The sequence below is a fragment of the Paenibacillus cisolokensis genome (genome assembly GCF_018403665.1).
Classification (GTDB): Bacteria; Bacillota; Bacilli; order Paenibacillales; family Paenibacillaceae; genus Paenibacillus_AH; species Paenibacillus_AH cisolokensis.
In genome coordinates this window covers 1-20,025 of record NZ_BOVJ01000026.1, presented here as the reverse complement: position 1 = coordinate 20,025, position 20,025 = coordinate 1, and the positions used below count along the sequence as shown (strand labels likewise).

Below are 20,025 nucleotides of genomic sequence, written 5' to 3'. Positions count from 1 at the left end.
CGCCATGCGGCGCAATGCGGTGAAATTCAGATGCGCGGTAATATCCTGCTCGCCGGGGTTCAGGAACGGATCGTCATGCACGACATGGCGGGAATAGCAAAGCAGCGTTCCTTTCATGCGATGAGCGGCGGCATATTCCTCCGCCTCGTGCCCGTAATCGGCAATGAGCAGAACGCCTTCGGGAACGAGACGGGCGATCCGCTCCAGCCATTCGCCCGCCGGCAGATGGACTTCCGTCTCCTGTCCTTCGCGAAGGACGGTACCGTCCGCATCGAGCGAAGCGGCGATGCGCTCGTCGGACAGCGGCATCCGTACATAACAGAACGGCGAGCGGCCGTCGCTTTCGCCCTCGGCATCGACGGCGACGCCGAGCTCATACAGCCGGCCGTTTCGCCTGATGACGCGATGCACGGGCAGCGCGTCGAGCAGCTCGTTGGCGATGATGACGGCCGGAAGAAGCGAGCCGCGGCTTTCCGCCTCGCCGGATGTCAGAAACGCCGCGGCACAGCCTGTGCCGAAGCCGCTCGCGGCGGAAGCGACGTTGTTGCGGGCTGCGGCGAGATGCGCCGGATGGTCCTCGACGATAACCGGACGCAGCCATTCCGCCCATCCCGGTTCGCGTCTGCTCCATTCCGCCATCATTTGCGCCGTCAGCCGGGCGGTGCCAGCTCCCCATTCGACAACTTCGGCCGTTCCGAATGGCCGTGCCGCCTCCAGTACGAACGAGGCCAGAACATCGGCCATGGCGGTTCCGATGCCCGGGCTGGTATAGAAGTCGCCGTCCTTGCCGATCCGGACGCGACCGGAACGATAGTAACCGTATGTATCGTCGTACAGACATAATTGCATATAGCGGGCGAACGTAATGCAGCGAAACGGTCCCGAAGGTCCGCGGCGGGTATCCTTCCAGCCGGCCTCGCCGCTTTCGGTGATGATACGGGCGATTTTTCGGTCAAAGCATTCGGTCCGGTTCGTTCCATCTCGCGCTCCTTCATTGCGGTCGTTGATCGTTTTCGTTGTCGTAATCGGCCGTTACGAAGCATACAATGTAGCCGAACGGGTTGGACAAGAGGGGGAATACCGATGAACAAGAGAGCGCTGCGGGCAGCCTCCATTTTATCGATCGTGCTGACGCTGCTTTCGGCCAGGCTTTCGGTCGGCGCCGTTTCCCCCGACGAAGAAACGCGCCGCCTGCTGGAGAAAAGTCTCAGCATCGTCGAAATCGACAAAGAAATCGGGCGAATCCGCGAACAGCACGAAGCGCTGGCCGATACGGCGGAGCGGACCGCGGAGCGGCTTGCGGAACGCGAAGCCGCCGTCGAGCGGAAACGCGAGGAGGCCGGCCGCGTGCTCCGTTCCTATTATATGGGCGAAAAAGATATGCTGCTTGCCGCGCTGCTCCATTTCGACAGCTTGGCGGATCTTCTGGCCATGCTCGACTATGTGCAGTTGCTGTTCGCCCGAGACCAGCATACCTTGAATGACTATATGGCGCAATACCGGGAGTTGAAACAGAACTACGAGGAACAAAACCGCGAGCTGGAACTGCTCAAAGCGACCGAGGACGAACTGTTGAAACAGCGCAACCGCCTTGCGGCGCTGCAAGCCGAGCTCGACAGCGAGCTGGACGGCCGTACGGACGCCGAACGTCTGCGAATCTGGATGGACGAAATGAACCGGTACTGGGAAACGGCCGGACTTCGCGAAGTGCGCCAATATTTCCGCGCTTTGGCCGATGCGATGCAGCAGCTGCCGGACTGGGTGCAATCGAACGACGATTATTTGACGATCCAGGGACTGCAGTATACGCTCGTAATTCCGGAAGACGGGCTGAACGCATATTTGCGTGAACAGAACGATCTGTTTATGAACTTTTCCTTCGGTTTTCAGGACGGACGGATTACCGCAGGCGGCAGCCGGGAAGGGATGGACGTGCAAATCGCGGGCCACTACACCGTCGAGGACGAACCGAAGAACGGACTGGTGTTCCATGTCGACGAGCTGCGCTTCAACGGTCTTTACTTGCCGGACACGACGCGGCGAGCGCTCGAAAAGGAATTCGACCTCGGTTTCTATCCTCACAAAATCGTGTCATTCCTGAAAGCGACATCCGTCAGCATAAGCGACGGCGAGCTTAAGGTTACCCTTAATGTCGGTCTGTAACGGCCATTCGGCGCTCCCACTCTTCCAGGAAGCGCCTTCCTTCTTCCGCTCCCGCACGAACGGCAGCCGCCCACGTCTCGGACCACGCCGTCATCCGGCTTGTCCATTCCGGATCGGCGGGGTACGCCTCCGGGCGGTCGAACGCGGCAAGCCATGCCGCCCCGTCCGCCACAGACGAATACGCGGACAGTGTACCGCTGTACAGCGACTTGCGAGCAGGCAGCTTGCCGAACTCCCGGTAATCTTCCCATTGCCTGTTCGCTGACGTAAACTCCGCAATCCATCGGCTCGCCTCATCAGGTGCCTCCGTCGCGGCCGAGATGACGAAGCTTCTGCCCCCGGTCCAGACGGCATGACGGTCGATTTCACTTCGCACGACCAGTTTGCGGTCGGCCGCACCGAGACCGGCATATTCCGATTGCGGCAGAAGCGCCGACAGCAGCCGGCCGGAACGGAACAGCTGCTTCACCTTTTCCGCGCCGCCGTCCGCGCCGATCATGAGCGGCGCCGCGGCCGTTCCAAGCAACCGGAGCATGCCGGCTTCCTTATCTGTCGGCACGTGGCGCCGGACTGCCGATCCGCCGCTTGCCTCCAGCGAATCGAGCCATACCGCCAGTCCGAGGCCGTCCTCGGCGGCAAGGCGGACAAGCCTGACGTCAGGCTCCCGGTCCGCCGCGGCGGCGGCGAGCCGCAACGCCTCTTCGATCGAGCCCGGCGGCTTTTCGCTGCCCGCGGAGCGAAGCAGCTCGCCGTTCCAGACGGCGAGCAACGGGTCCGCATCCTTCGGTACGCCCCAGTAATAGCCGTTCCATTGCAGCGGCTCCAGCATGCCCTTCAATTGATCGGACAGCGTCTCTCCCGTATAGGCCGAATCGGCCGGCAGCAAATAGCCGCGAACGGCAAACTCCCGCACCCATGCGTTGTCCAGCAGCATAATGTCGGGACTGTCGCCGATCTGCGCCTCCTGTTTCCAGGTCCGGTATGCGTCGGCGGAGTCGATATTCGTCTCGAAAATAGACAATTCGGGGTAGCGCGCTTCCATTTCCCGATTAAACGCTTTCAACCTCGCGAATTCCTGCTCGCTCATCGCTACGGCGATATGCAGCCGGCGCCGCTCGGCCGGCGGGGCAGCGCCGTCCGCCGGCTGTTCGCGGTTCGTTCGCAGCAGCGGCCCCGACACCGGCGAGCCCGGCCCGGATACGAGCGGCATAACGATAAGCAGCAGCAAAAACCCGATCCTGCCAGCAGCATCATATAGGTTTTACGGGACACTGCGCCCATTCCTCTCCTACTATTTTCCTATATCGCTATCATAGCAGTAAAGTCCCGTTTTGTCTTCCGCAAAAGCAAAAGAGCTGCTCCGAAAAGAGCGTCCATCGACGCGGAGACGGCCCGGGAGCGGCAAGCGGTCCGCACGGAACCGTTACAGCAAATCAGCGGCAAGCTGGGCCAGCTTGGAGCGTTCTCCTTTCTCAAGCGTGATGTGGCCGCTCGTTCCTTCGCTCTTGAACCGTTCCACCAGATGCGTCAGCCCGTTGCTGACCGAATCGAGATACGGATGATCGATTTGCTCGGGATCGCCCATCATCACGACTTTGCTGCCTTCACCCGCTCGCGATACGATCGTCTTCACCTCATGGCGGGTCAAATTTTGCGCTTCGTCGATAATAATGAACTGGCCGGGAATCGATCTGCCTCTTATATAAGTGAGCGCCTCGACCTGAATGCTGCCGAGTCCCATCAAAATTTTGTCGATTTCCCCGGCTTTTTTGACGTCGAACAAGTATTCCAGATTGTCGTAGATCGGCTGCATCCACGGCCGCAGCTTCTCTTCCTTCTCGCCCGGCAAATACCCGATATCTTTGCCCATCGGCACGACGGGTCTGGCGATGAGCAGCTTTTTGTATTTATGCTCGTCCTCGACTTTCATCAGCCCGGCCGCAAGCGCAAGCAGCGTTTTGCCTGTGCCCGCTTTTCCGGTAAGGGTGACGAGCGGAATATCGTCGTTCAGCAGCAGTTCCAGCGCCATCCGTTGCTGCGCGTTGCGGGCGGTAATGCCCCAGACCGGATCGTTGCTCAAATAGAGCGGCTCCAGCCGCGTTCCGTCCGGGCTTACTTTCAGCAAAGCCGATTTCGAAGAGCCCATCTCATCCCGCAAAATGACGAATTCGTTCGGATAAAACGGTGCCGCGGCCGGCAAGCTTTTGACCGGGAGAAAGCGGTAAGAATAAAATTCGTCGATGATCGCCGGGTGCACGTGCAGCGTCGTATAGCCGGTGTACCGGTCCGACGGCTCCGTCGGGCGGTCCGATAAATAGTCCTGCGCCATAAGGCCAAGCACATCCGCCTTGATGCGGACGAGCACATCTTTGCTAACGAGAATGACGGGCGACGGCTTCTCCGTTTTCGCCTCCTCCAGATGATAATTCAGCGCAACCGCCAATATGCGGTTGTCGTTCGTCATTTCCCCGAACATCTCCTGAACGCGGATAAAGCTGCGGTGGTTCAGCTCCACCTTCAGCACGCCGCCGTTCGGCAGCCGGATGCCGTCGGGCAGCCGGCCATGCTCGCGCATCGTATCAAGCAGCCGGGATACCGATCGCGCGTTGCGTCCCAGCTCGTCGGCCATCCTTTTCTTGGAATCGATTTCTTCCAGCACGATTGCGGGAATGATGATCTCGTTGTCTTCGAAAGCGAAAATCGCTTGCGGATCGTGAAGGAGCACATTGGTGTCCAGAACGAATATTTTTTTCATTTTTCGTCCCTCCTGGCGTTGATCGGTTGATGGCCATACATAGCCGCATCCGGAAGCGGACAAACTACGGAAGAATCAAGCAACGAGATTATAGGAAAGGCAAGGTGGCGAACATGTACTGCAAATGGTTGGCAGCGGTGTTGTTACTATGTGTAGCGGCGACAGGATGCGGCACCGTCGCGCGCAATGAAACATCACCCTCTCCGCAAAGTCATGCAGGCGTGCGCACGCAGCAGGTTGCTCCCCGCGAAGCGGAAGTCATAACCCCCGGACAGCTGACGGCACATCTCGAAAGGCTGGCACAAGGCGTTCGGGGCGTGAAAGGAGCCCATTGCGTCGTATTGGGCAACACGGCCGTCGTAGGCATCGACGTCGACAGCAAGGTAGACCGTTCGCACGTCGGCACGATCAAATATTCCGTTGCGGAAGCGTTCCGCAAAGATCCGTACGGCATCAATGCAATCGTCACGGCGGATATGGATCTGAACGAGCGGCTCAGGGAACTGAGCGAGGATATCCGGGCAGGCCGTCCGATCGCCGGTTTTGCCGAGGAACTGGCCGATATCGTCGGACGCATCGTGCCGCAAATTCCCCGTCATATAACACCGAGCGACACCGAACCGGACCCTTCAAAAATGCCGAAAGCCTAGTGAAATCATCACTAGGCTTTTCTTATCGCTTCAAATACTTGTCCGTCCAGCTTGTCGGCGGCGCGCTTGTCATAGGTTTTCTCAAATTCCGGAACCGCGGCCAATCGGGAACCGTGGAACATCGCATTGCGAACCGTGTCGATTTCCGCCTCGTAGCATACGAGACGAAACGGCACGCCGTCCAGATCGTCCGACAAGACGCGAACTTTGCCGTATACGGCCTGCGCGGTGCACGGACCGAATACAGTGAGGCAAATATCCGGTCTGGACGCCATATTGCGAACGAGCCGGGAACGGCCGTCAACGGCAAAACGGATCCGCTTCGCGTCGGGAGCGAACACCCACGAAATGACGCTGGACGTCGGATATCCGCTGTCCGCATCGACGGTATGCAACAGCACGAACGGCTGGGACTGAAGCTGCAAAACCATTTCGTCCGATAGCGCGGTAACCGGTTCGGTCATCCGGGACGACCTCCTTCGCAGACGATAAAGTTCATAAGCAGGTTCGTAATGCCATTGTACCACAGCGGTCACGGACGTACCACCGGTCATTCCGCCATACGGGCGGCAAGAGCGGCTCTGGCCTCCTCCAGTCTGGCTGCGTTCAAATAGACGTAAGGACTTTTCCAATCGCCTTGAAGCGGAATATATTCGATATTATCTTTATCTATGCCAAAATAAGTCGTGAACAGCTGCGTAATTTCGCTGGAAGGCATGTCCGTTTTCATGTTGTCGCCCACGGCGCTTATAACGGAGCCGAGCTTCGCCGCTCCCCCGAACGATTTCAGCTTGTCCGCGATCGCCGCAAGCACTTCGCCCTGCCGCTTGTTTCGCGAGAAATCGTCGGACATGTTTTTGCCGTCGTTCGATTTGCGGTACCGGATGAAATCGAGCGCCTGCTGTCCGTTCAGCTTTTGCACGCCTTTGCTTAAATTGATGTTCGTTCCGTCCGCGCGATCGACATAGCGCATATCCATATCGACGTCGACCGTTACGCCGCCAAGCGCATCGACGACGTCAATAAAGCCTTTGAAATTGATAGTCGCCGCATAGTCGATCGGAATGCCGAACATCTTCCCGAACATTTTGCGCAGCTCTTCCTTGGCCGCCAACTCCGCCTGTTCTCCGCTCAATCCGTCTTTTTCACGCTGCGCAGAAATCCGGCATAGAATTGGTTCGCCTTCTGCTGCTTATATCCGTCGAGTTGAATGAGACTGTCGCGCGGAACCGATACGACCGTCGCCGATTTCGTCGCCGGATTGAGCGCGGCGACCATAATCACATCCGTATTCAACGTGCCGGTTTTGGCACGGGAATCGACTCCCAAAAGGAGGAACGCTTTCGGCTTGTCTTTCACCGATTCGCCGGGAGGCACCTCGCGGTCGACGCCGACGGTTCGAATCGCGTAATAGGTTTCCCATACCAAATAGCCGACATATCCCCCGACTGCCAGCAGCAAAACAAGAACGGCAGCTATTACTTTTTGAGAGGCGATCCGGACTTCGGCTTCTTATCCCGTCCCCGTTTCGTCCGTGCGCTCCGTCCGTGCGCCTCGGATCTGGGGCCGAGTCCGGCGCCGAATTGCGTCTCCATCGCAACATCCCCTGTCAGTTGTATTTTGGATTGGCGTTAATGTCGTGCAGCAGCTGCTCGGCCGACTCGCGATCCATCCGCTTCATGATCGTCTCGCCGTCCTTCTCGAGCCGCACGTCGATGACCGTTTCGTCCTGCCGCACGATCGCCATACCGGTAATGCCGTGATCTTCGGCCAGAATTTGGGCGAAAAAGTCGAGCGTCTTGAAAGCGGCCCCGTCGTCCGGACGGGCATCGCAAACAATCCGCATTTGCAGCCAGTTAAACAGCGCGTCTTCGAGCCGCATGCTTTCTCCTCCTTCCGCATCCGCCGACCGGCCGTCGGCACGATTCGGCAAGACCGGTCGTCATATCAGACGAACGTCCCATTCGGAAAGTTTCAATCCGTCTGGAACGTTCGCTAGCAGGACGTTTACGATTTGGTCGATTCCGTTTTCATTTTCTCCGTGTCTTCCCCGCGCCTGTTCTTCCATTTGTCGTACAGCTGCCTCATCCGGAGCAGCAGCATCATCGCAACCGCAACCGCCATGCATTGGATGATCGGCAGTTTGTCAATTTGCAGGATGAGCAGCACGAACGAACCGAGCGCCATCATCAAATAGACGATCACTTCTTTCAGCAGCGGAAGGCGCTGAGCGCGGAACACTTTGTTGAAAATGTAGATCGTGCAGCCCAGAATGAGCAAATAAGAGACAAGCGGATGGGCGCTTAACCACTCTTGCATTCGTTGACCCTCCTAAAACTTTGCCTTCGGCAAAGTCGCTTCGCCGGCCTGTGCCAAACTTTGCTTTCGAGTAAAGCCGCTTCGCAAACTCAGGCTTTGCCGATTGCGCCGGCCTGCGCCATTTTGCGCTGCTTCTCGGCGCGTTCCCGCTCGGATTTGTTGAGCAGCTTTTTGCGCAGACGAATCGACTTGGGCGTTATTTCGCAATATTCGTCGTCGTTCAAATACTCGAGCGCCTGCTCGAGCGAGAAGATGACGGGCGTCTTCAGGCGCACCGTTTCCTCCTTCGTCGCCGAGCGGATGTTCGTCAGCTGCTTTTCTTTGCATATATTGACGACGATGTCGTTGTCGCGGTTATGCTCGCCGACGATCATCCCTTCATAAATTTCCGTTCCCGGCTCGACGAACAGGACGCCTCTGTCCTCCACCGACAGCATGCCGTAATATGTCGACGTTCCGCTTTCGCTGGCGACGAGAACGCCCTGATGCCGTCCTCCGACGTCGGCCCCGGCGATCGGCCCGTAGCTGTCGAACGCATGATTCATAATGCCGTAACCGCGCGTAAGCGTCAGAAAATGCGTGCGGTACCCGATCAGCCCTCGTGCCGGAATAATAAATTCGAGCCGCACCTGTCCCGTCCCGTTGTTGATCATATTGACCATCTCGGCTTTCCGCGTGCCGAGGCTTTCCATCACCGGACCCATGCTTTCTTCCGGAATATCGATAATAAGCCGCTCGTACGGCTCCATCTTCACCCCGTCGATTTCTTTCACGATCACTTCGGGCTTGGATACTTGAAGCTCGTAGCCTTCCCGGCGCATATTCTCGATCAGTATCCCGAGATGCAGCTCTCCCCTTCCCGATACGATAAAGACGTCCGGGCTGTCCGTCTCTTCGACCCGCAGCGCCACATCGGTCTCCAGCTCCTTCATCAGCCGCTCGCGCAGCTTGCGTGACGTCACCCATTTTCCTTCGCGGCCGGCGAACGGGCTGTTGTTCACAAGGAAGCTCATCTGCAGCGTCGGCTCGTCGATTTTCAGAACGGGAAGCGCTTCGGGATGTGCAGGGTCGGCGATCGTCTCGCCGATGTTGATCTCGCGGATTCCGGCGATGGCCACGATGTCCCCGGCGCCCGCCTCCTTCAGCTCTACCCGCTTCAAGCCCTGGAATCCGAACAGCTTCTCGATTCTCGCCTGCTTCATTCCGCCTTCCCGGGTCATGACCGCAACGGACTGGCCTTGCCGGATCATCCCCCGATTGACGCGGCCGATCGCGATGCGTCCCAAATATTCGTTATAATCGAGCAGCGTCACCAAAACTGAAGGGGCTCGTCTACTTTTTCCTCCGGGGCGGGGATATGGCTAATAATCGTTTCGTACAGAGACTGCATGTCGCTTTCCTGTTTGGCCGGATCGGGGTCAGTACTGGACGTTCCCATCAGGGCGGATGCATAGACGACAGGGAAATCGAGCTGGTCGTCGTTCGCGCCGAGCTCGATGAACAGATCGAGCACCTCGTCGACCACTTCCGCCGGCCGGGCGTTGGGCCGGTCGATCTTGTTGACGACGACGATCGGGGTCAGATCGGATTCCAAAGCTTTGCGCAGCACGAACTTGGTCTGGGGCATGCAGCCTTCGAAAGCGTCGACCACAAGCAGAACGCCGTCGACCATCTTCATGATGCGCTCCACTTCGCCGCCGAAATCGGCGTGTCCGGGCGTATCGACAATGTTGATCAAATAATCTTTATACGTAATTGCCGTATTTTGGCCAAATCGTAATCCCGCGTTCCCGTTCCAAATCGTTGGAATCCATCGCTCTTTCCTGGATCGTTTCATTGGCGCGAAACATGCCGGATTGCTGCAGCAGCTTGTCGACCAGCGTCGTTTTGCCGTGATCGACATGGGCGATGATCGCGATATTGCGCAATTTGTTTCGTTCGATCATAAAACTAGTTCTCACTCCGTATCCTCTATTATTTTTCTCTACCTTTACCAGCGCGAGCGCGCTTTGCGGCCGTACATCATCCAGGCGCCGACCGCGATCAGAGCGATCGCAATCAAATAGACTCCCCATTTCCAAAGCAGGATCAACGCGAACGCAGCGGCCGAAACGGCGGCCAGCGCTACGGAAGCCGTAAAGGCAAACCGCGGCCGCGAAGACTCGAACAAATAAAATTCATAAAGCCCTACGGCCAAGCCCAAAATGAAAAAAGGCCATACGTATTTCATATTGTCCCAGCCCGAAACCGTGCAGAACAAGAACAGCAGCGCATATACGCACAGCATGCCGCCCGGAATCAAGACGACCGCCGGCAGCAGCCGGCCGAAAAACAGCACATGCAGCAGTATGCCCGGCACCAAAATGAATAACGGCCAAAACACAGAACCGATAAAGCTGAATACTCCCAACTTGCCAAGCAAAATGACGATGCCAGCCAGCAAAATAAAAATACCGGCGGAGTATTTGTTCTTCACCATCAGCTTCCCCCCGCTTGAATGCACTGCTCCCGATTCGGCTTTGACAACGGCTACCGCGTTGGAAGAATGAGGCGTTCGTTCGCAAAGCCGGCAAGAGCCGTTCTGAACTTGATCATTCTTATAGTTTAATGGAACTGCGTGCAAAAAACCAGTGCATAGCTTCCCAAAACGCGAAAAAGCCGCTTCCCTTCGGAGCAAGCGGCTTTCGCGCATTTCATCGTCTCAATTGCTTTCCGTTTAGCGGGATGCAAAACGAATGCGCAGCATCGCGACGACGATCACAAGCGGGATGCTGAGCAGCGGAATCGCTTCGGAGGCGGTCGCCGAACCGTGCAGCAGCAAGCGGTTGAGTCCCTCGTCGCGAACGAGCATTTCGCCGGCGGCATATCCGAGCAGTCCGGCCCCGGCATATACGAGAAACGGCACTTTCTCGAGCAATGTGGTAAGCATATGGCTGCCCCAAATGATTACCGGTATGGTCAGCACGATTCCGAGAACAATAAGAACAGGTTCGCCTTGGGCAATGGCTGCGATGGCCAACACATTGTCCAGACTCATAATCAAATCCGCGGCGACGATCGTTCGCACCGCCGCCCTGAGCGAGCCGGCGCGCCGAATATCGGTGCCGGTCCGTTTGTTGTTTTCGGCATCGGTCAGCAGCTTTACCGCAATCGCGAACAACAGCACCGCTCCGATAGCCTGGAGGAAAGGGACGGCGAGCAAGGCAAGCGCGACGGCGGTCATGGCGCAGCGAAGCGCGATCGCGGCAGCCGTTCCCCACCAGATCGCCTGTTTCCGTTGGTGAGGCGGAAGTCTGGAGCTTGCCATCGCGATCACAATCGCGTTGTCGCCGCTGAGCAAAATATTGATCAGCAAAATTTCGGCAAACAGCAACACTTGGTCCATCTTGTCCTTCTCCCCCTTTGTCCTCACGGTATGTTGAAAAAATAAAATATGTCACGAAAAATTTTGAATCCTTAAACCCGTATTTTGCGTAACTAGAAGTTGCTAGAAGTTGGTTCGAATTTTATGCGCACAGGAAGGAGGGACAAGCAAAATGGAATGGTTTTCTCTCGAATTTTTTACTGCCCTGCTGACTATCGTTCTCATCGACCTCTTCCTGGCCGGAGATAACGCGATCGTCATCGGAATGGCAGCGCGAAACCTGCCAAAAGACCAGCAGAAGAAAGCCGTTATTTACGGAACGGCAGGGGCAATCGGCATTCGGATCATCGCAACCGTGCTGGTCGTTCAGCTGCTGAACATCCCATGGCTCCATCTTGCGGGCGGTCTGCTGCTCATCTGGATCGCTTACAAGCTTGTCTTGCAAGATGACGGCCACGGTGACATCAAAGCCGGAAATACGTTGTGGCAATCGGTTCAAACGATTATTATCGCCGACGCCGCAATGGGGATTGACAACGTCATCGCGGTAGCGGGAGCGGCTCACGGGGACATGGCGCTCGTCATTATCGGATTGCTGATCAGCATACCGGTTATCGTCTGGGGAAGCACGCTGTTTATTAAGCTGATCGACCGGTTTCCGTGGATCATCTACATCGGTTCGGGCATTCTCGCTTATACGGCGGCCAAGATGATCACTCACGAGCCTGTTCTGGAGTCGTTCTTCGAACCCGTTCTGATCGGCTGGTCATTCAAAATCGCCATTATCGCCCTGGTCATTCTGGCCGGAATGGCGACCAACAATATGCGCAGAAACAAAGCCGCTATGCAAAAAGAAAGCAGGGAATCCCATTAAGGGCCCCTGCTTTTTTTTCGGTCAAAACCAGCTTTCCTCGAGATCGCCGACCTTGCCGCCGCTTCCGTACTCCACGGCGATCGTCTCCGTCCCGTCGACAGCGGCTGCAATCATGCCGTCCAGCTCCGGCATCGACGACTCGATGCGCTCGACGACATTCAAATTCGGATTCGTGCTCGGCGATTTCGGCTGGAACAGTGTGCAGCAATCTTCATAAGGCAATATCGACGTTTCATACGTTCCGATCCGCTCCGCCATCCGGATAATTTCCAGCTTGTCCATCATGACGAGCGGTCTGAGCAGCGGCAGGCTCGTGGTCCGGCCGATGACATTCATGCTGCCGAGCGTTTGGCTGGCCACCTGGCCGAGACTGTCTCCGGTGACGATAGCCCCGGCTTTTCGGCGGTCGGCGATCCGCTCGGCAATGCGCAGCATAGCCCGCCGCATCAGCGTAATGAGCAAATGCTCCTTGTTGAAACGGACGAGCGCAGTCTGAATATCGGTGAACGGGACGAGATGGAGTTTCAGCGATCCTCCGCCGTAGTACGCCAGCCGCCGCGCCAGTTCGACGACTTTGTCTTTGGCCTGCTCGCTCGTAAAAGGGTAGCTGTGAAAATGGACCGCTTCCAGCTCCAACCCTTTGCGCATCGCCATCCAACCGGCTACCGGGCTGTCGATGCCGCCGGAGAGCAGCAAAATCGCCTTCCCGTTCGTTCCGTACGGAAAACCTCCCGCTCCCGGCACGGCCTCGCAATAGAGATAAGTCCCTTCCGGTTGGATATCGACATGAAGCTCGACATCGGGCCGGTGCACGTCCACTTTCAAATTCGGCGTCGCGCGCAGCACATGTGCGCCCACCAGATGATTCATCTCGTGGGACGTATGCGGAAATTGCTTCCATGCGCGCTTCACCGTTACTTTGAATGTCCGGGGAACATCGGGATAGGAGCGCATAATCGCAAGCGCCGCGTCCCGGATCGATTCCAGCTCCGAATCGGCCCGCTTGGCGGGACTGAAGGAGCTCAATCCGAATACATCCTTGAGCCGGTCCCGGATCGGCTCGTACGCTTCCCCGTTCAATTCGACATAGATGCGGCCGTAAGTCGCCGTCGCTTTCGCGCGCGGAAACGACTTGAGCGCCTCCACGACCTGTTCAAGCAGCCGCTTCTCAAACCGTCCGCGATTGCGCCCTTTAACCGTAATTTCGCCAAGCCGAAGAATGATTCTGTCGTAGATCATGCCTGGCCGCCTCCCTTCCGCTCCAGCGGCTTCAATGTATCCACCGTCGTCCGGATAATAGCCGCCAGCTTGTCGATGTCTTGTTCGGTATGCTCGTCCCCGAAGCTGATCCGCACGCCGCTGGCTGCCCGGTCATGCGGCAGCCCCATGGCGAGCAATACCCGGCTTGGCCGGTCGTCCTTCGAGGAGCAGGCCGATTTGGTCGAGACGACCACCCCGTTTTGCTCAAGCATATGGACGATAACTTCCGGCTTCATCCCCGGATAAGAGAAATGGACAATATGAGGGGCCATCTCCCCGGAAGACGCATCGCCGTTCACAACCAGCTCCGGAATCGCCTGCAGCTGCCGGACAAGCCGTTCGCGTAGCCGCGTCATCCGCTCGAGACGCAGCGGCTGCGATTCGATCGCCAGACGAAGCGCCTTGGCGGCCGCAACGATGGCGGGCACGTTCTGGGTTCCCGCTCTTAAGCCGCGTTCATGCTGGCCGCCGGAAAACAGCGGATCGAGGCGGACGTCTTCCCGCACATACAGCAGCCCGACCCCTTTCGGTCCTTGCAGCTTATGAGCCGATATGCTGAACAGATCGATCCCCCACTCTTTCAAGCTGACAGGCAGCTTGCCGACGCTTTGGACGCCGTCGACATGAAACAGCGTTTTCGGTCTGGAACGAAGCCAGCGGCCGATTTCGGCGATCGGTTGAACGGCGCCTACTTCATTATTTACATGCATGACGCTGACGAGTATCGTATCGTCCGTGCACGCTTCCCGGATCCGCTCCGGCGACACATGACCGCCCGGTCCGGCCGGAACATACGTGACGCGGAAGCCTTCCCGCTCCAGCTGGCGAAACGCCTCGTACACCGAAGCATGCTCGATCCCCGTCGTCACCAGATGATTGCCCCTGCTCCGGTATTGCCGGGCGGCTCCTTTGATCGCCAGATTGTTGCTTTCCGTTCCTCCCGACGTGAAAATCCATTCCTCCGCCTTAACGCCGAACAAAGCGGCGGCCTGCTCCCTTGCCCGCTCGATCAGCTTGTTCGCTTCGGCGCCGGGCTTGTGGAGCGAAGATGGGTTGGCGTAATGATGTTCCATCACTTCCGCGAGCGTCCGAATCACTTCTTTATGCGGCGGAGTGGATGCGCAATGGTCGAAATAAAGCATCTCACAAATCCTTCCCGAATCGTATTGAAAAAAAAGCAACGTTGAAGCGGCAGTTCATCTGCGGCTTCAACGTTTATCATGCCCTACAATTATGTCGCATTCATTACCGTTCATTATACCGCATGCGGCCCGGCCATGCCGCTTCCGGCCGAATACCGGGCTTTCGCTTCCGTTACTTTGCCGATATAGCGCCGGGTTTCGCCGGGGAGCAAATGCATTTGGGCAATCAATTGCTCGTTCGTGCGAATACCGAGCCGATCTATCCGGCCGGGGCCCGCATTGTAGGCCGCCAGCGCCACCAGCTCGTCGCCGTCATATTTGCGCAGCAAAACGACAAGTAGCGGGTGCCGCCGTCAATATTTTGCGCGGGATCAAAAGAATCGGCAACGCCGAGACCGCGGGCCGTATCGTCCATCAATTGCATCAAGCCTTTGGCTCCAGCGGACGACACCGCGTCCGGACGGAAATTCGATTCCGTGGCGATGACTGCGCGGACAAGCGCGGGATCGACTCCGTAACGCGCGGCCGCTCCTTCGATCAAGTGATCGAATGGCGCGGAGTCGGCGTTCGTCGCCTCCGCCGACATCGCTTCATATCCCGCAGATACGGGCCATACCGCTGCTGCCGCAGGCGCCCAATCGAGAGCGGATGTCCGGTACGACGGGGAATTCGGCTCAGCATACGAGAAGCCGCCGTACGAATCGGACAGCAGTTGCATCAGCAATGTTTCAAACAATGAAGCCGTACCGGTCGCGCCGTAAGAATCGGTCGCCGTATGGCTGCCGTTCAGCAAACTCGTCGAAGGCGACAGTTGCAGCTGAAGCATCGCTTGCGCGACACGGGGGTCTGTATTCAGATACATGCCCGTTCTTCCTTCCTCTATGTAAAAAATCGATGAATTTCGCCGCTACGAATCATTTTACATGTTTTCGCGCGGATCTGCCAGTCCCAAAAGCGAAAGCCGCTTTGCGGCAGCCCGGTACGAGAAACCGCCGGAACGAGGGCTCCGGCGGCAAACTTTTACGTGAACGCGTAATAAAGAGGGATAAGCACCAAAAATGTGCAAGCGGCAATCAAACCGAGCGTCATCGACCAGATGCCCAGCGCCCGGCTTCCTTGCCGATATGCGACAAATCCGAGCACGGCGGCGGTAAGACCGAGCAGAATCGGCCAAACGAACCAAGAGGCGACCGCAAAAGCGAGGGCGATCCAACCCAGGCTCACGCCGTACGATTGAACGTCGTCGCGTTCTTTTCGGTTCTCGTCCCTATCCTTCGCAGGCAAATCCGAAGGCGAAGCGGCCAGTTCGGCAGAAAACTCCGCATCGCGTTCGTCTTTTTCGTGAAAGCCGGACTCCCGCTTCCATTCGTACATTTTGCGCTTGCGATGTTTTTCGCCCATTTCCGTCACCTCTTCGGCCTAAAGGTGTGGCAACAGGTTGCGGACGATTCCTCGGCTATTTCCTGATGCAATTCTTTGGCGAATTCACTGTCGTAATTTTCGGAAGCATGTTTGTCCAGATCGATGAGGATCGAGTCGGCATTGCACTTGTTTCCTTCGCCCCAGAAGGTACAGTTGGCGACGGTGCACAGGACGCCTTTCGGCATAGAAAATCACCTCCGTTACACAAGATGCCCTCGACGGAGGTGAACTATGTCTGCCTTATTTTTGCCCCTGCATTCTGCGCTGGGTCATATAGTCGTTTTCGTAATACGCGAGATCTTCCCGCAATTCCTCGAAAATTTTGGACAAATAAAGCACGATTTCACGGGCCGGACGGGACGGCACGTAGCGGAAACGGATCGCTTCCTGACCGGTGTACGCATAGCGTCCGTCTTCGGAATAGCTTTCATTTTTCGGATAAAAGTATGCATTCACGCATTGGTGATACACATCATACAACGTCCGCTCCGCGGAATCGCTATCGAATTGGGGACGGCGAAGAACGATGCCGAGCTTCTCGTAAGTGACTTCCGAAAAAACGAGAAGATGTCTCAGATCGGATAATAACCCTTTATAATAAAGCTGCTCTTCTTCTCCCTGGTTTTCGTTTACAAGCTGAGGCAAAGCGTAATGATTCAGGAATGTTTCCAGTGCCGTGATGGCTTCCTTCAGTTTGTCACGAGTCGATTCGCTGAGCGGCTTCACGTTGATCGATGACATTGTCGGTAGATCCCCTTTCTTCGTCAAGAGCGCAACAAAAACTTCAATACTTTTTCATGATTTACATGGTACCACAAATTGCATGGAAGTGGTACTGCCTTCCGTCGTTTATTCCGTATATTTTCAACCTGCGCATCCCATTCTAACCTTACCCGAACCGAGTTTGATGAATCATTGGAGGATATCACGATGCAAAAGAAATGGCTTGTCGGTATGGCCGTGCTGGCGGTCGCCCTGTTCCTGCTGCCGTTCGCGCCGTGGTTTAAAGGGAACGATCAGTCTGAGGAGCGAACCGTACCCGGGAACGAAACGGCCGGATCATACAATCGCACGATGTCGGCGAAGCAAGAAAAAGAACGGAAAATGGCAATTTTGCGCAGCGATATGGAAGCGACGGCCTTGCTTTGTACGACTGAATGCGCGAAAGATTTTCGCAAGCTGCTAGCGCAAGGCGGCGACGGCGAAGGCAAAGAAAAGCATATCCGGCGGCTTATGGCCGATCATCCGCACATGGTTTACATCCGCTGGATGACGGGCGATCGTTCGGTCGCGCGCGGTTCTGTTCCGGAGCCGGTAAAAGATTCGGCCGAAACGCATTTAAATAAAGCCGAAACGACCGTCAAATCAGGGAAAAAATATGTATCTCCCACAATCAAGGACGGCAGTGTCCGGTACGTCGTCATGGGCATACCCGATGAACGTTACCAGGGGCAGGGAATTGTCGGACTGGTCAAGCAAAATGTCGTCGAAGCGGTAGAGCGGCACCAACGCCGCAACCTCCGTCTCGTTCCGTATCCCGCCAACGGGAAATACCGGGTCAAGACGGTGAAACCGAACTCGACGCAACAAAAAAGCGTGCGATCGGGCGAAGATAACGGCAATGCCAGCCACTATCGGGTCGATGAAGTGGTCGTCCGTTTCGAACGCGATCCTTCCCCGCAGCAAATGGAGCTTATAAAGAAGGAAATATCCGCCGTATCGGTGCGCAAGCTGGGCTACACCTATTTGTTCCGGTCCCGTTCGATGGATGCCGAGCGAATGATCGCGTATTTCCGCGATCGCTGGCACCCACGGTACGTCGAACCGCATTACTTGTACTTGACGAACGAAGCGGTCGGCACGGACCCGGCCATTCCCAGCGACGAAGTTCCGATCGTTCCGAATGACGCGCTGTACTCCCAATATCAGTGGAATTTGCCGACGATCGAAACGGAAAAAGGCTGGAATTTGTCCAAAGGAAGCGACGACGTGATCGTTGCGGTGCTCGATACCGGCGTTCAGCGCGACCATCCCGATCTGCAGGGGAGACTTGTCGAGGGCATCAATATTTTGGACGAGTCGGCTTACCCCGAGGACGACGTCGGACACGGCACCCATGTCGCCGGCATTATCGCCGCGGCGGTCAACAACGGCGAAGGCGTCGCGGGCATGTCCTGGTACAACAAAATTATGCCTGTCAAAGTGCTGGACGAAAACGGCGCAGGATCGACCTATTCGGTCGCCGAAGGCATTATCTGGGCCACCGACCATGGGGCCAAAGTAATCAATATGAGTCTCGGCAATTATGCGCAGGCGGACTTCCTTCACGACGCCGTGCGGTACGCCTACGACCGCGATGTCGTCATCGTGGCGGCCAGCGGCAACGACAATACCGATCGGCCCGGCTATCCGGCCGCCTATCCGGAAGTTTTCGCTGTCGCGGCCACTGACTACAACGGCAATCGCGCGTCGTTCTCGAACTACGGGGATTATATCGACGTCGCCGCTCCGGGAGCCAGCATCGCCAGCACCTATCCGGGAGGCCAATATGCCGCCTTGTCGGGAACGTCGATGGCAAGTCCCCATGTGTCCGCGCTGGCCGCGCTCATCCGTTCGGCCAACCCCGAACTGAACAATGAAGAAGTGATGGAGATTATGCGCACATCGGCGATCGATATGGGGGATTCCGGCAAAGACATCTACTTCGGCTACGGTCAAATCGACGTCAGACGCGCACTGGAAGCTGCCGGACAATCGACCGTATCGCTCCAGCGCTTCCCGCTTCGTCTGGCCGATCGCCTCCAGCGCATCGTCGACAAATACGCCGGCACGCCAAGCCGGCCCTGAAGCGGCGGCATGCCGAGGCCCTTACAGCAACGGTATGCCGAGTCGGGGCCAGGTCGGCCCTGCAGCGTTGGCATGTCGAGACGGTCTTACAGCGCCGTCGCTTGCCAAGTCAGCCCTATAACGACGGCATGTCGAGACGGCCCTGCAACGTTGGCATGTCGAGTCCGGGCCTAAAGCGGCGGCATGCCGAGTCGGGGCCAAGTTGGCCCTACAGCGTTGGCATATCGAGTCGGTCTTACAGCGCCGTCGCTTGCCAAGTTGTCTCTACAACGTCAACATGTCGAGCTTGCCCTAAGCGCTGCCGCATGCCGGCGCTGTTCGGGTCGAAGCCGCCCGGCCGGCGAGCCTGTTTTTGAGCGCAAACAACAAAGCATCCTGTCCTTGTCCATGGAAGACAAGAGCAGGATGCTTTGTTGCCGTTCGTTCGGAAAGTTTGCCATAAGCCGGGTTCTGTACTTCCGGTGGTGCGAACGGGAACGACCCTCCCACCATTGAAGCGACAATCATCTATCTAGGCCGTCCATTGCTGAACGGCTCAAGCGACCAACCCGGACATACCCCGGGCCAGGGTTGCAGCGGCAAAGCCGCCGCGATGTCCTCTTAGGTCTTGCTCCGGATGGGGTTTACCAGGAACATTGTCACCAATGCTCCTCGTGGTCTCTTACACCACGGTTCCACCCTTGCCTGTGCCGGCATGCCGGCCATCGGCGGTCCGTTTCTGTGGCACTATCCTTCAGCTCGCGCTGACTGGACGTTATCCAGCATCCTGCCCTGTGGAGCCCGGACTTTCCTCTCGCGGCCAAAGCCGCCAGCGATTGTCTGTCAAACTTTCCGTGCATTCTCCAGTATACAAGGAACAGGGGCAAAGCTCAACCCTGAATGAATGCCAGCGTTGCCAGTTGCATACGACAAATCCAGCGCGTTTTTGATAATAGTGATCTTTACTGGCCATTTCGGCGCAAGCAGGACCACTAAACGCTATAAATGACGGCATGTGCTCACAACGCTCGGAAAATGCGGTAAATCGCTTAGACGATAAGCACATATTCGGATCTTGCCGGCCGCCGCTTCGAATATCCCTTTACAACGAAATCGCGCAGCTATTTCCGGGCATGCTTACGGCTAATCGATGGGATCTGCTGCCGTTTGCCCCCGCACCTGCTGCCGTTCTCATTCATTTCAAATCAACCAATCCTGCAAAAGTACAGTTTTTTCCCGCTATTGACAGC

The 20,025-nt window shown here is 56.9% G+C and carries 21 protein-coding genes, 1 other RNA gene and 1 pseudogene; 4 read left to right on the top strand and 19 right to left on the bottom strand.

What is annotated here, in order from left to right:
* On the bottom strand, nt 1-849 hold an 849-nt coding region (locus PACILC2_RS04095; RefSeq protein WP_213527654.1), incomplete at its 3' end, for an SAM-dependent methyltransferase.
* A 234-nt stretch (nt 850-1,083) separates the two neighbouring features.
* Between PACILC2_RS04095 and PACILC2_RS04090 the strand changes: the two genes are divergently transcribed.
* Nucleotides 1,084-2,163 carry a coiled-coil domain-containing protein gene (locus tag PACILC2_RS04090; RefSeq protein WP_244863215.1) on the top strand — a complete coding sequence of 360 codons (1,080 nt, stop codon included), beginning with the start codon at nt 1,084-1,086 and terminating at the stop codon, nt 2,161-2,163.
* Here PACILC2_RS04090 and PACILC2_RS04085 read toward each other — a convergent pair.
* Together PACILC2_RS04085 and PACILC2_RS04080 are read right to left on the bottom strand one after the other, a co-directional pair.
* On the bottom strand, nt 2,147-3,391 hold the full coding sequence (locus PACILC2_RS04085) for an extracellular solute-binding protein (protein WP_213527652.1): 1,245 nt from the start codon (nt 3,389-3,391) through the stop codon (nt 2,147-2,149). The two genes, PACILC2_RS04090 and PACILC2_RS04085, sit on opposite strands and share 17 nt — an antisense overlap.
* A 195-nt stretch (nt 3,392-3,586) precedes the next feature.
* The gene (locus tag PACILC2_RS04080; protein WP_062492382.1) at nt 3,587-4,918 is read right to left on the bottom strand and encodes a PhoH family protein; all 1,332 of its coding nucleotides are present in this window, start codon (nt 4,916-4,918) and stop codon (nt 3,587-3,589) included.
* Nucleotides 4,919-5,031: 113 nt separating this feature from the next.
* Between PACILC2_RS04080 and PACILC2_RS04075 the strand changes: the two genes are divergently transcribed.
* Complete coding sequence (locus PACILC2_RS04075) at nt 5,032-5,568, top strand: YhcN/YlaJ family sporulation lipoprotein (protein WP_213527650.1); 537 nt, start codon at nt 5,032-5,034, stop codon at nt 5,566-5,568.
* 11 nt (nt 5,569-5,579) lie between these two features.
* On the opposite strand, the gene PACILC2_RS04070 is transcribed toward PACILC2_RS04075, so the two are convergent.
* The 8 genes and pseudogenes from PACILC2_RS04070 to PACILC2_RS04040 form a co-directional block, all read right to left on the bottom strand.
* Nucleotides 5,580-6,032 (bottom strand): pyridoxamine 5'-phosphate oxidase family protein, encoded by a 453-nt coding sequence (locus tag PACILC2_RS04070; protein WP_213527648.1) that lies wholly within the window; start codon nt 6,030-6,032, stop codon nt 5,580-5,582.
* An 86-nt stretch (nt 6,033-6,118) separates the two neighbouring features.
* On the bottom strand, nt 6,119-6,703 hold the full coding sequence (locus PACILC2_RS04065; RefSeq protein ID WP_280515271.1) for an LCP family protein: 585 nt from the start codon (nt 6,701-6,703) through the stop codon (nt 6,119-6,121).
* Complete coding sequence (locus PACILC2_RS27835; protein ID WP_280515270.1) at nt 6,700-7,029, bottom strand: LCP family glycopolymer transferase; 330 nt, start codon at nt 7,027-7,029, stop codon at nt 6,700-6,702. The genes PACILC2_RS04065 and PACILC2_RS27835 overlap by 4 nt, the downstream gene beginning before the upstream one ends.
* Before the next feature lie 148 nt (nt 7,030-7,177).
* The gene (locus tag PACILC2_RS04060; RefSeq protein WP_062492379.1) at nt 7,178-7,450 is read right to left on the bottom strand and encodes a hypothetical protein; all 273 of its coding nucleotides are present in this window, start codon (nt 7,448-7,450) and stop codon (nt 7,178-7,180) included.
* 125 nt (nt 7,451-7,575) lie between these two features.
* Nucleotides 7,576-7,887, bottom strand: coding sequence for a YlaH-like family protein (locus PACILC2_RS04055; RefSeq protein ID WP_062492378.1), 312 nt, complete (start codon nt 7,885-7,887; stop codon nt 7,576-7,578).
* Between the two features lie 89 nt (nt 7,888-7,976).
* Nucleotides 7,977-9,833: pseudogene (gene typA, locus PACILC2_RS04050) on the bottom strand (translational GTPase TypA).
* 44 nt (nt 9,834-9,877) lie between these two features.
* Nucleotides 9,878-10,366 (bottom strand): hypothetical protein, encoded by a 489-nt coding sequence (locus PACILC2_RS04045; RefSeq protein ID WP_062492376.1) that lies wholly within the window; start codon nt 10,364-10,366, stop codon nt 9,878-9,880.
* Nucleotides 10,367-10,603: 237 nt separating this feature from the next.
* The gene (locus PACILC2_RS04040; RefSeq protein ID WP_213527646.1) at nt 10,604-11,272 is read right to left on the bottom strand and encodes a TerC family protein; all 669 of its coding nucleotides are present in this window, start codon (nt 11,270-11,272) and stop codon (nt 10,604-10,606) included.
* 151 nt (nt 11,273-11,423) lie between these two features.
* Between PACILC2_RS04040 and PACILC2_RS04035 the strand changes: the two genes are divergently transcribed.
* The gene (locus PACILC2_RS04035; protein ID WP_062492374.1) at nt 11,424-12,125 is read left to right on the top strand and encodes a TerC family protein; all 702 of its coding nucleotides are present in this window, start codon (nt 11,424-11,426) and stop codon (nt 12,123-12,125) included.
* A 21-nt stretch (nt 12,126-12,146) separates the two neighbouring features.
* Here the strand turns inward: PACILC2_RS04035 and thiI are convergent, their stop codons facing one another.
* The 7 genes from thiI to PACILC2_RS04005 all read right to left on the bottom strand — a co-directional run bounded on the left by thiI (nt 12,147) and on the right by PACILC2_RS04005 (nt 16,690).
* The gene (gene thiI, locus PACILC2_RS04030; protein WP_062492373.1) at nt 12,147-13,364 is read right to left on the bottom strand and encodes a tRNA uracil 4-sulfurtransferase ThiI; all 1,218 of its coding nucleotides are present in this window, start codon (nt 13,362-13,364) and stop codon (nt 12,147-12,149) included.
* The gene (locus PACILC2_RS04025; protein WP_213527645.1) at nt 13,361-14,527 is read right to left on the bottom strand and encodes a cysteine desulfurase family protein; all 1,167 of its coding nucleotides are present in this window, start codon (nt 14,525-14,527) and stop codon (nt 13,361-13,363) included. Before PACILC2_RS04025 ends, thiI begins: the two co-directional genes overlap by 4 nt.
* A gap of 113 nt (nt 14,528-14,640) precedes the next feature.
* Nucleotides 14,641-14,826: a hypothetical protein gene (locus PACILC2_RS27830; protein ID WP_280515269.1), complete on the bottom strand. Its 186-nt coding sequence runs from the start codon at nt 14,824-14,826 to the stop codon at nt 14,641-14,643.
* Nucleotides 14,787-15,389 carry a lytic transglycosylase domain-containing protein gene (locus PACILC2_RS27825; protein ID WP_280515268.1) on the bottom strand — a complete coding sequence of 201 codons (603 nt, stop codon included), beginning with the start codon at nt 15,387-15,389 and terminating at the stop codon, nt 14,787-14,789. The genes PACILC2_RS27830 and PACILC2_RS27825 overlap by 40 nt, the downstream gene beginning before the upstream one ends.
* A 158-nt stretch (nt 15,390-15,547) precedes the next feature.
* Nucleotides 15,548-15,928 (bottom strand): glycosyltransferase family protein, encoded by a 381-nt coding sequence (locus PACILC2_RS04015; RefSeq protein ID WP_213527643.1) that lies wholly within the window; start codon nt 15,926-15,928, stop codon nt 15,548-15,550.
* A 5-nt stretch (nt 15,929-15,933) separates the two neighbouring features.
* On the bottom strand, nt 15,934-16,134 hold the full coding sequence (locus tag PACILC2_RS04010; RefSeq protein ID WP_062492370.1) for a DUF1540 domain-containing protein: 201 nt from the start codon (nt 16,132-16,134) through the stop codon (nt 15,934-15,936).
* Nucleotides 16,135-16,189: 55 nt separating this feature from the next.
* The gene (locus PACILC2_RS04005; protein WP_062492369.1) at nt 16,190-16,690 is read right to left on the bottom strand and encodes a YpuI family protein; all 501 of its coding nucleotides are present in this window, start codon (nt 16,688-16,690) and stop codon (nt 16,190-16,192) included.
* Nucleotides 16,691-16,879: 189 nt separating this feature from the next.
* On the opposite strand from PACILC2_RS04005, the gene PACILC2_RS04000 reads away from it, so the two are divergent.
* Complete coding sequence (locus tag PACILC2_RS04000) at nt 16,880-18,796, top strand: S8 family peptidase (RefSeq protein ID WP_213527641.1); 1,917 nt, start codon at nt 16,880-16,882, stop codon at nt 18,794-18,796.
* 424 nt (nt 18,797-19,220) lie between these two features.
* Here PACILC2_RS04000 and rnpB read toward each other — a convergent pair.
* An RNA gene (gene rnpB, locus PACILC2_RS03995) (RNase P RNA component class A) lies at nt 19,221-19,627 on the bottom strand.
* Nucleotides 19,628-20,025: the final 398 nt, after the last annotated feature.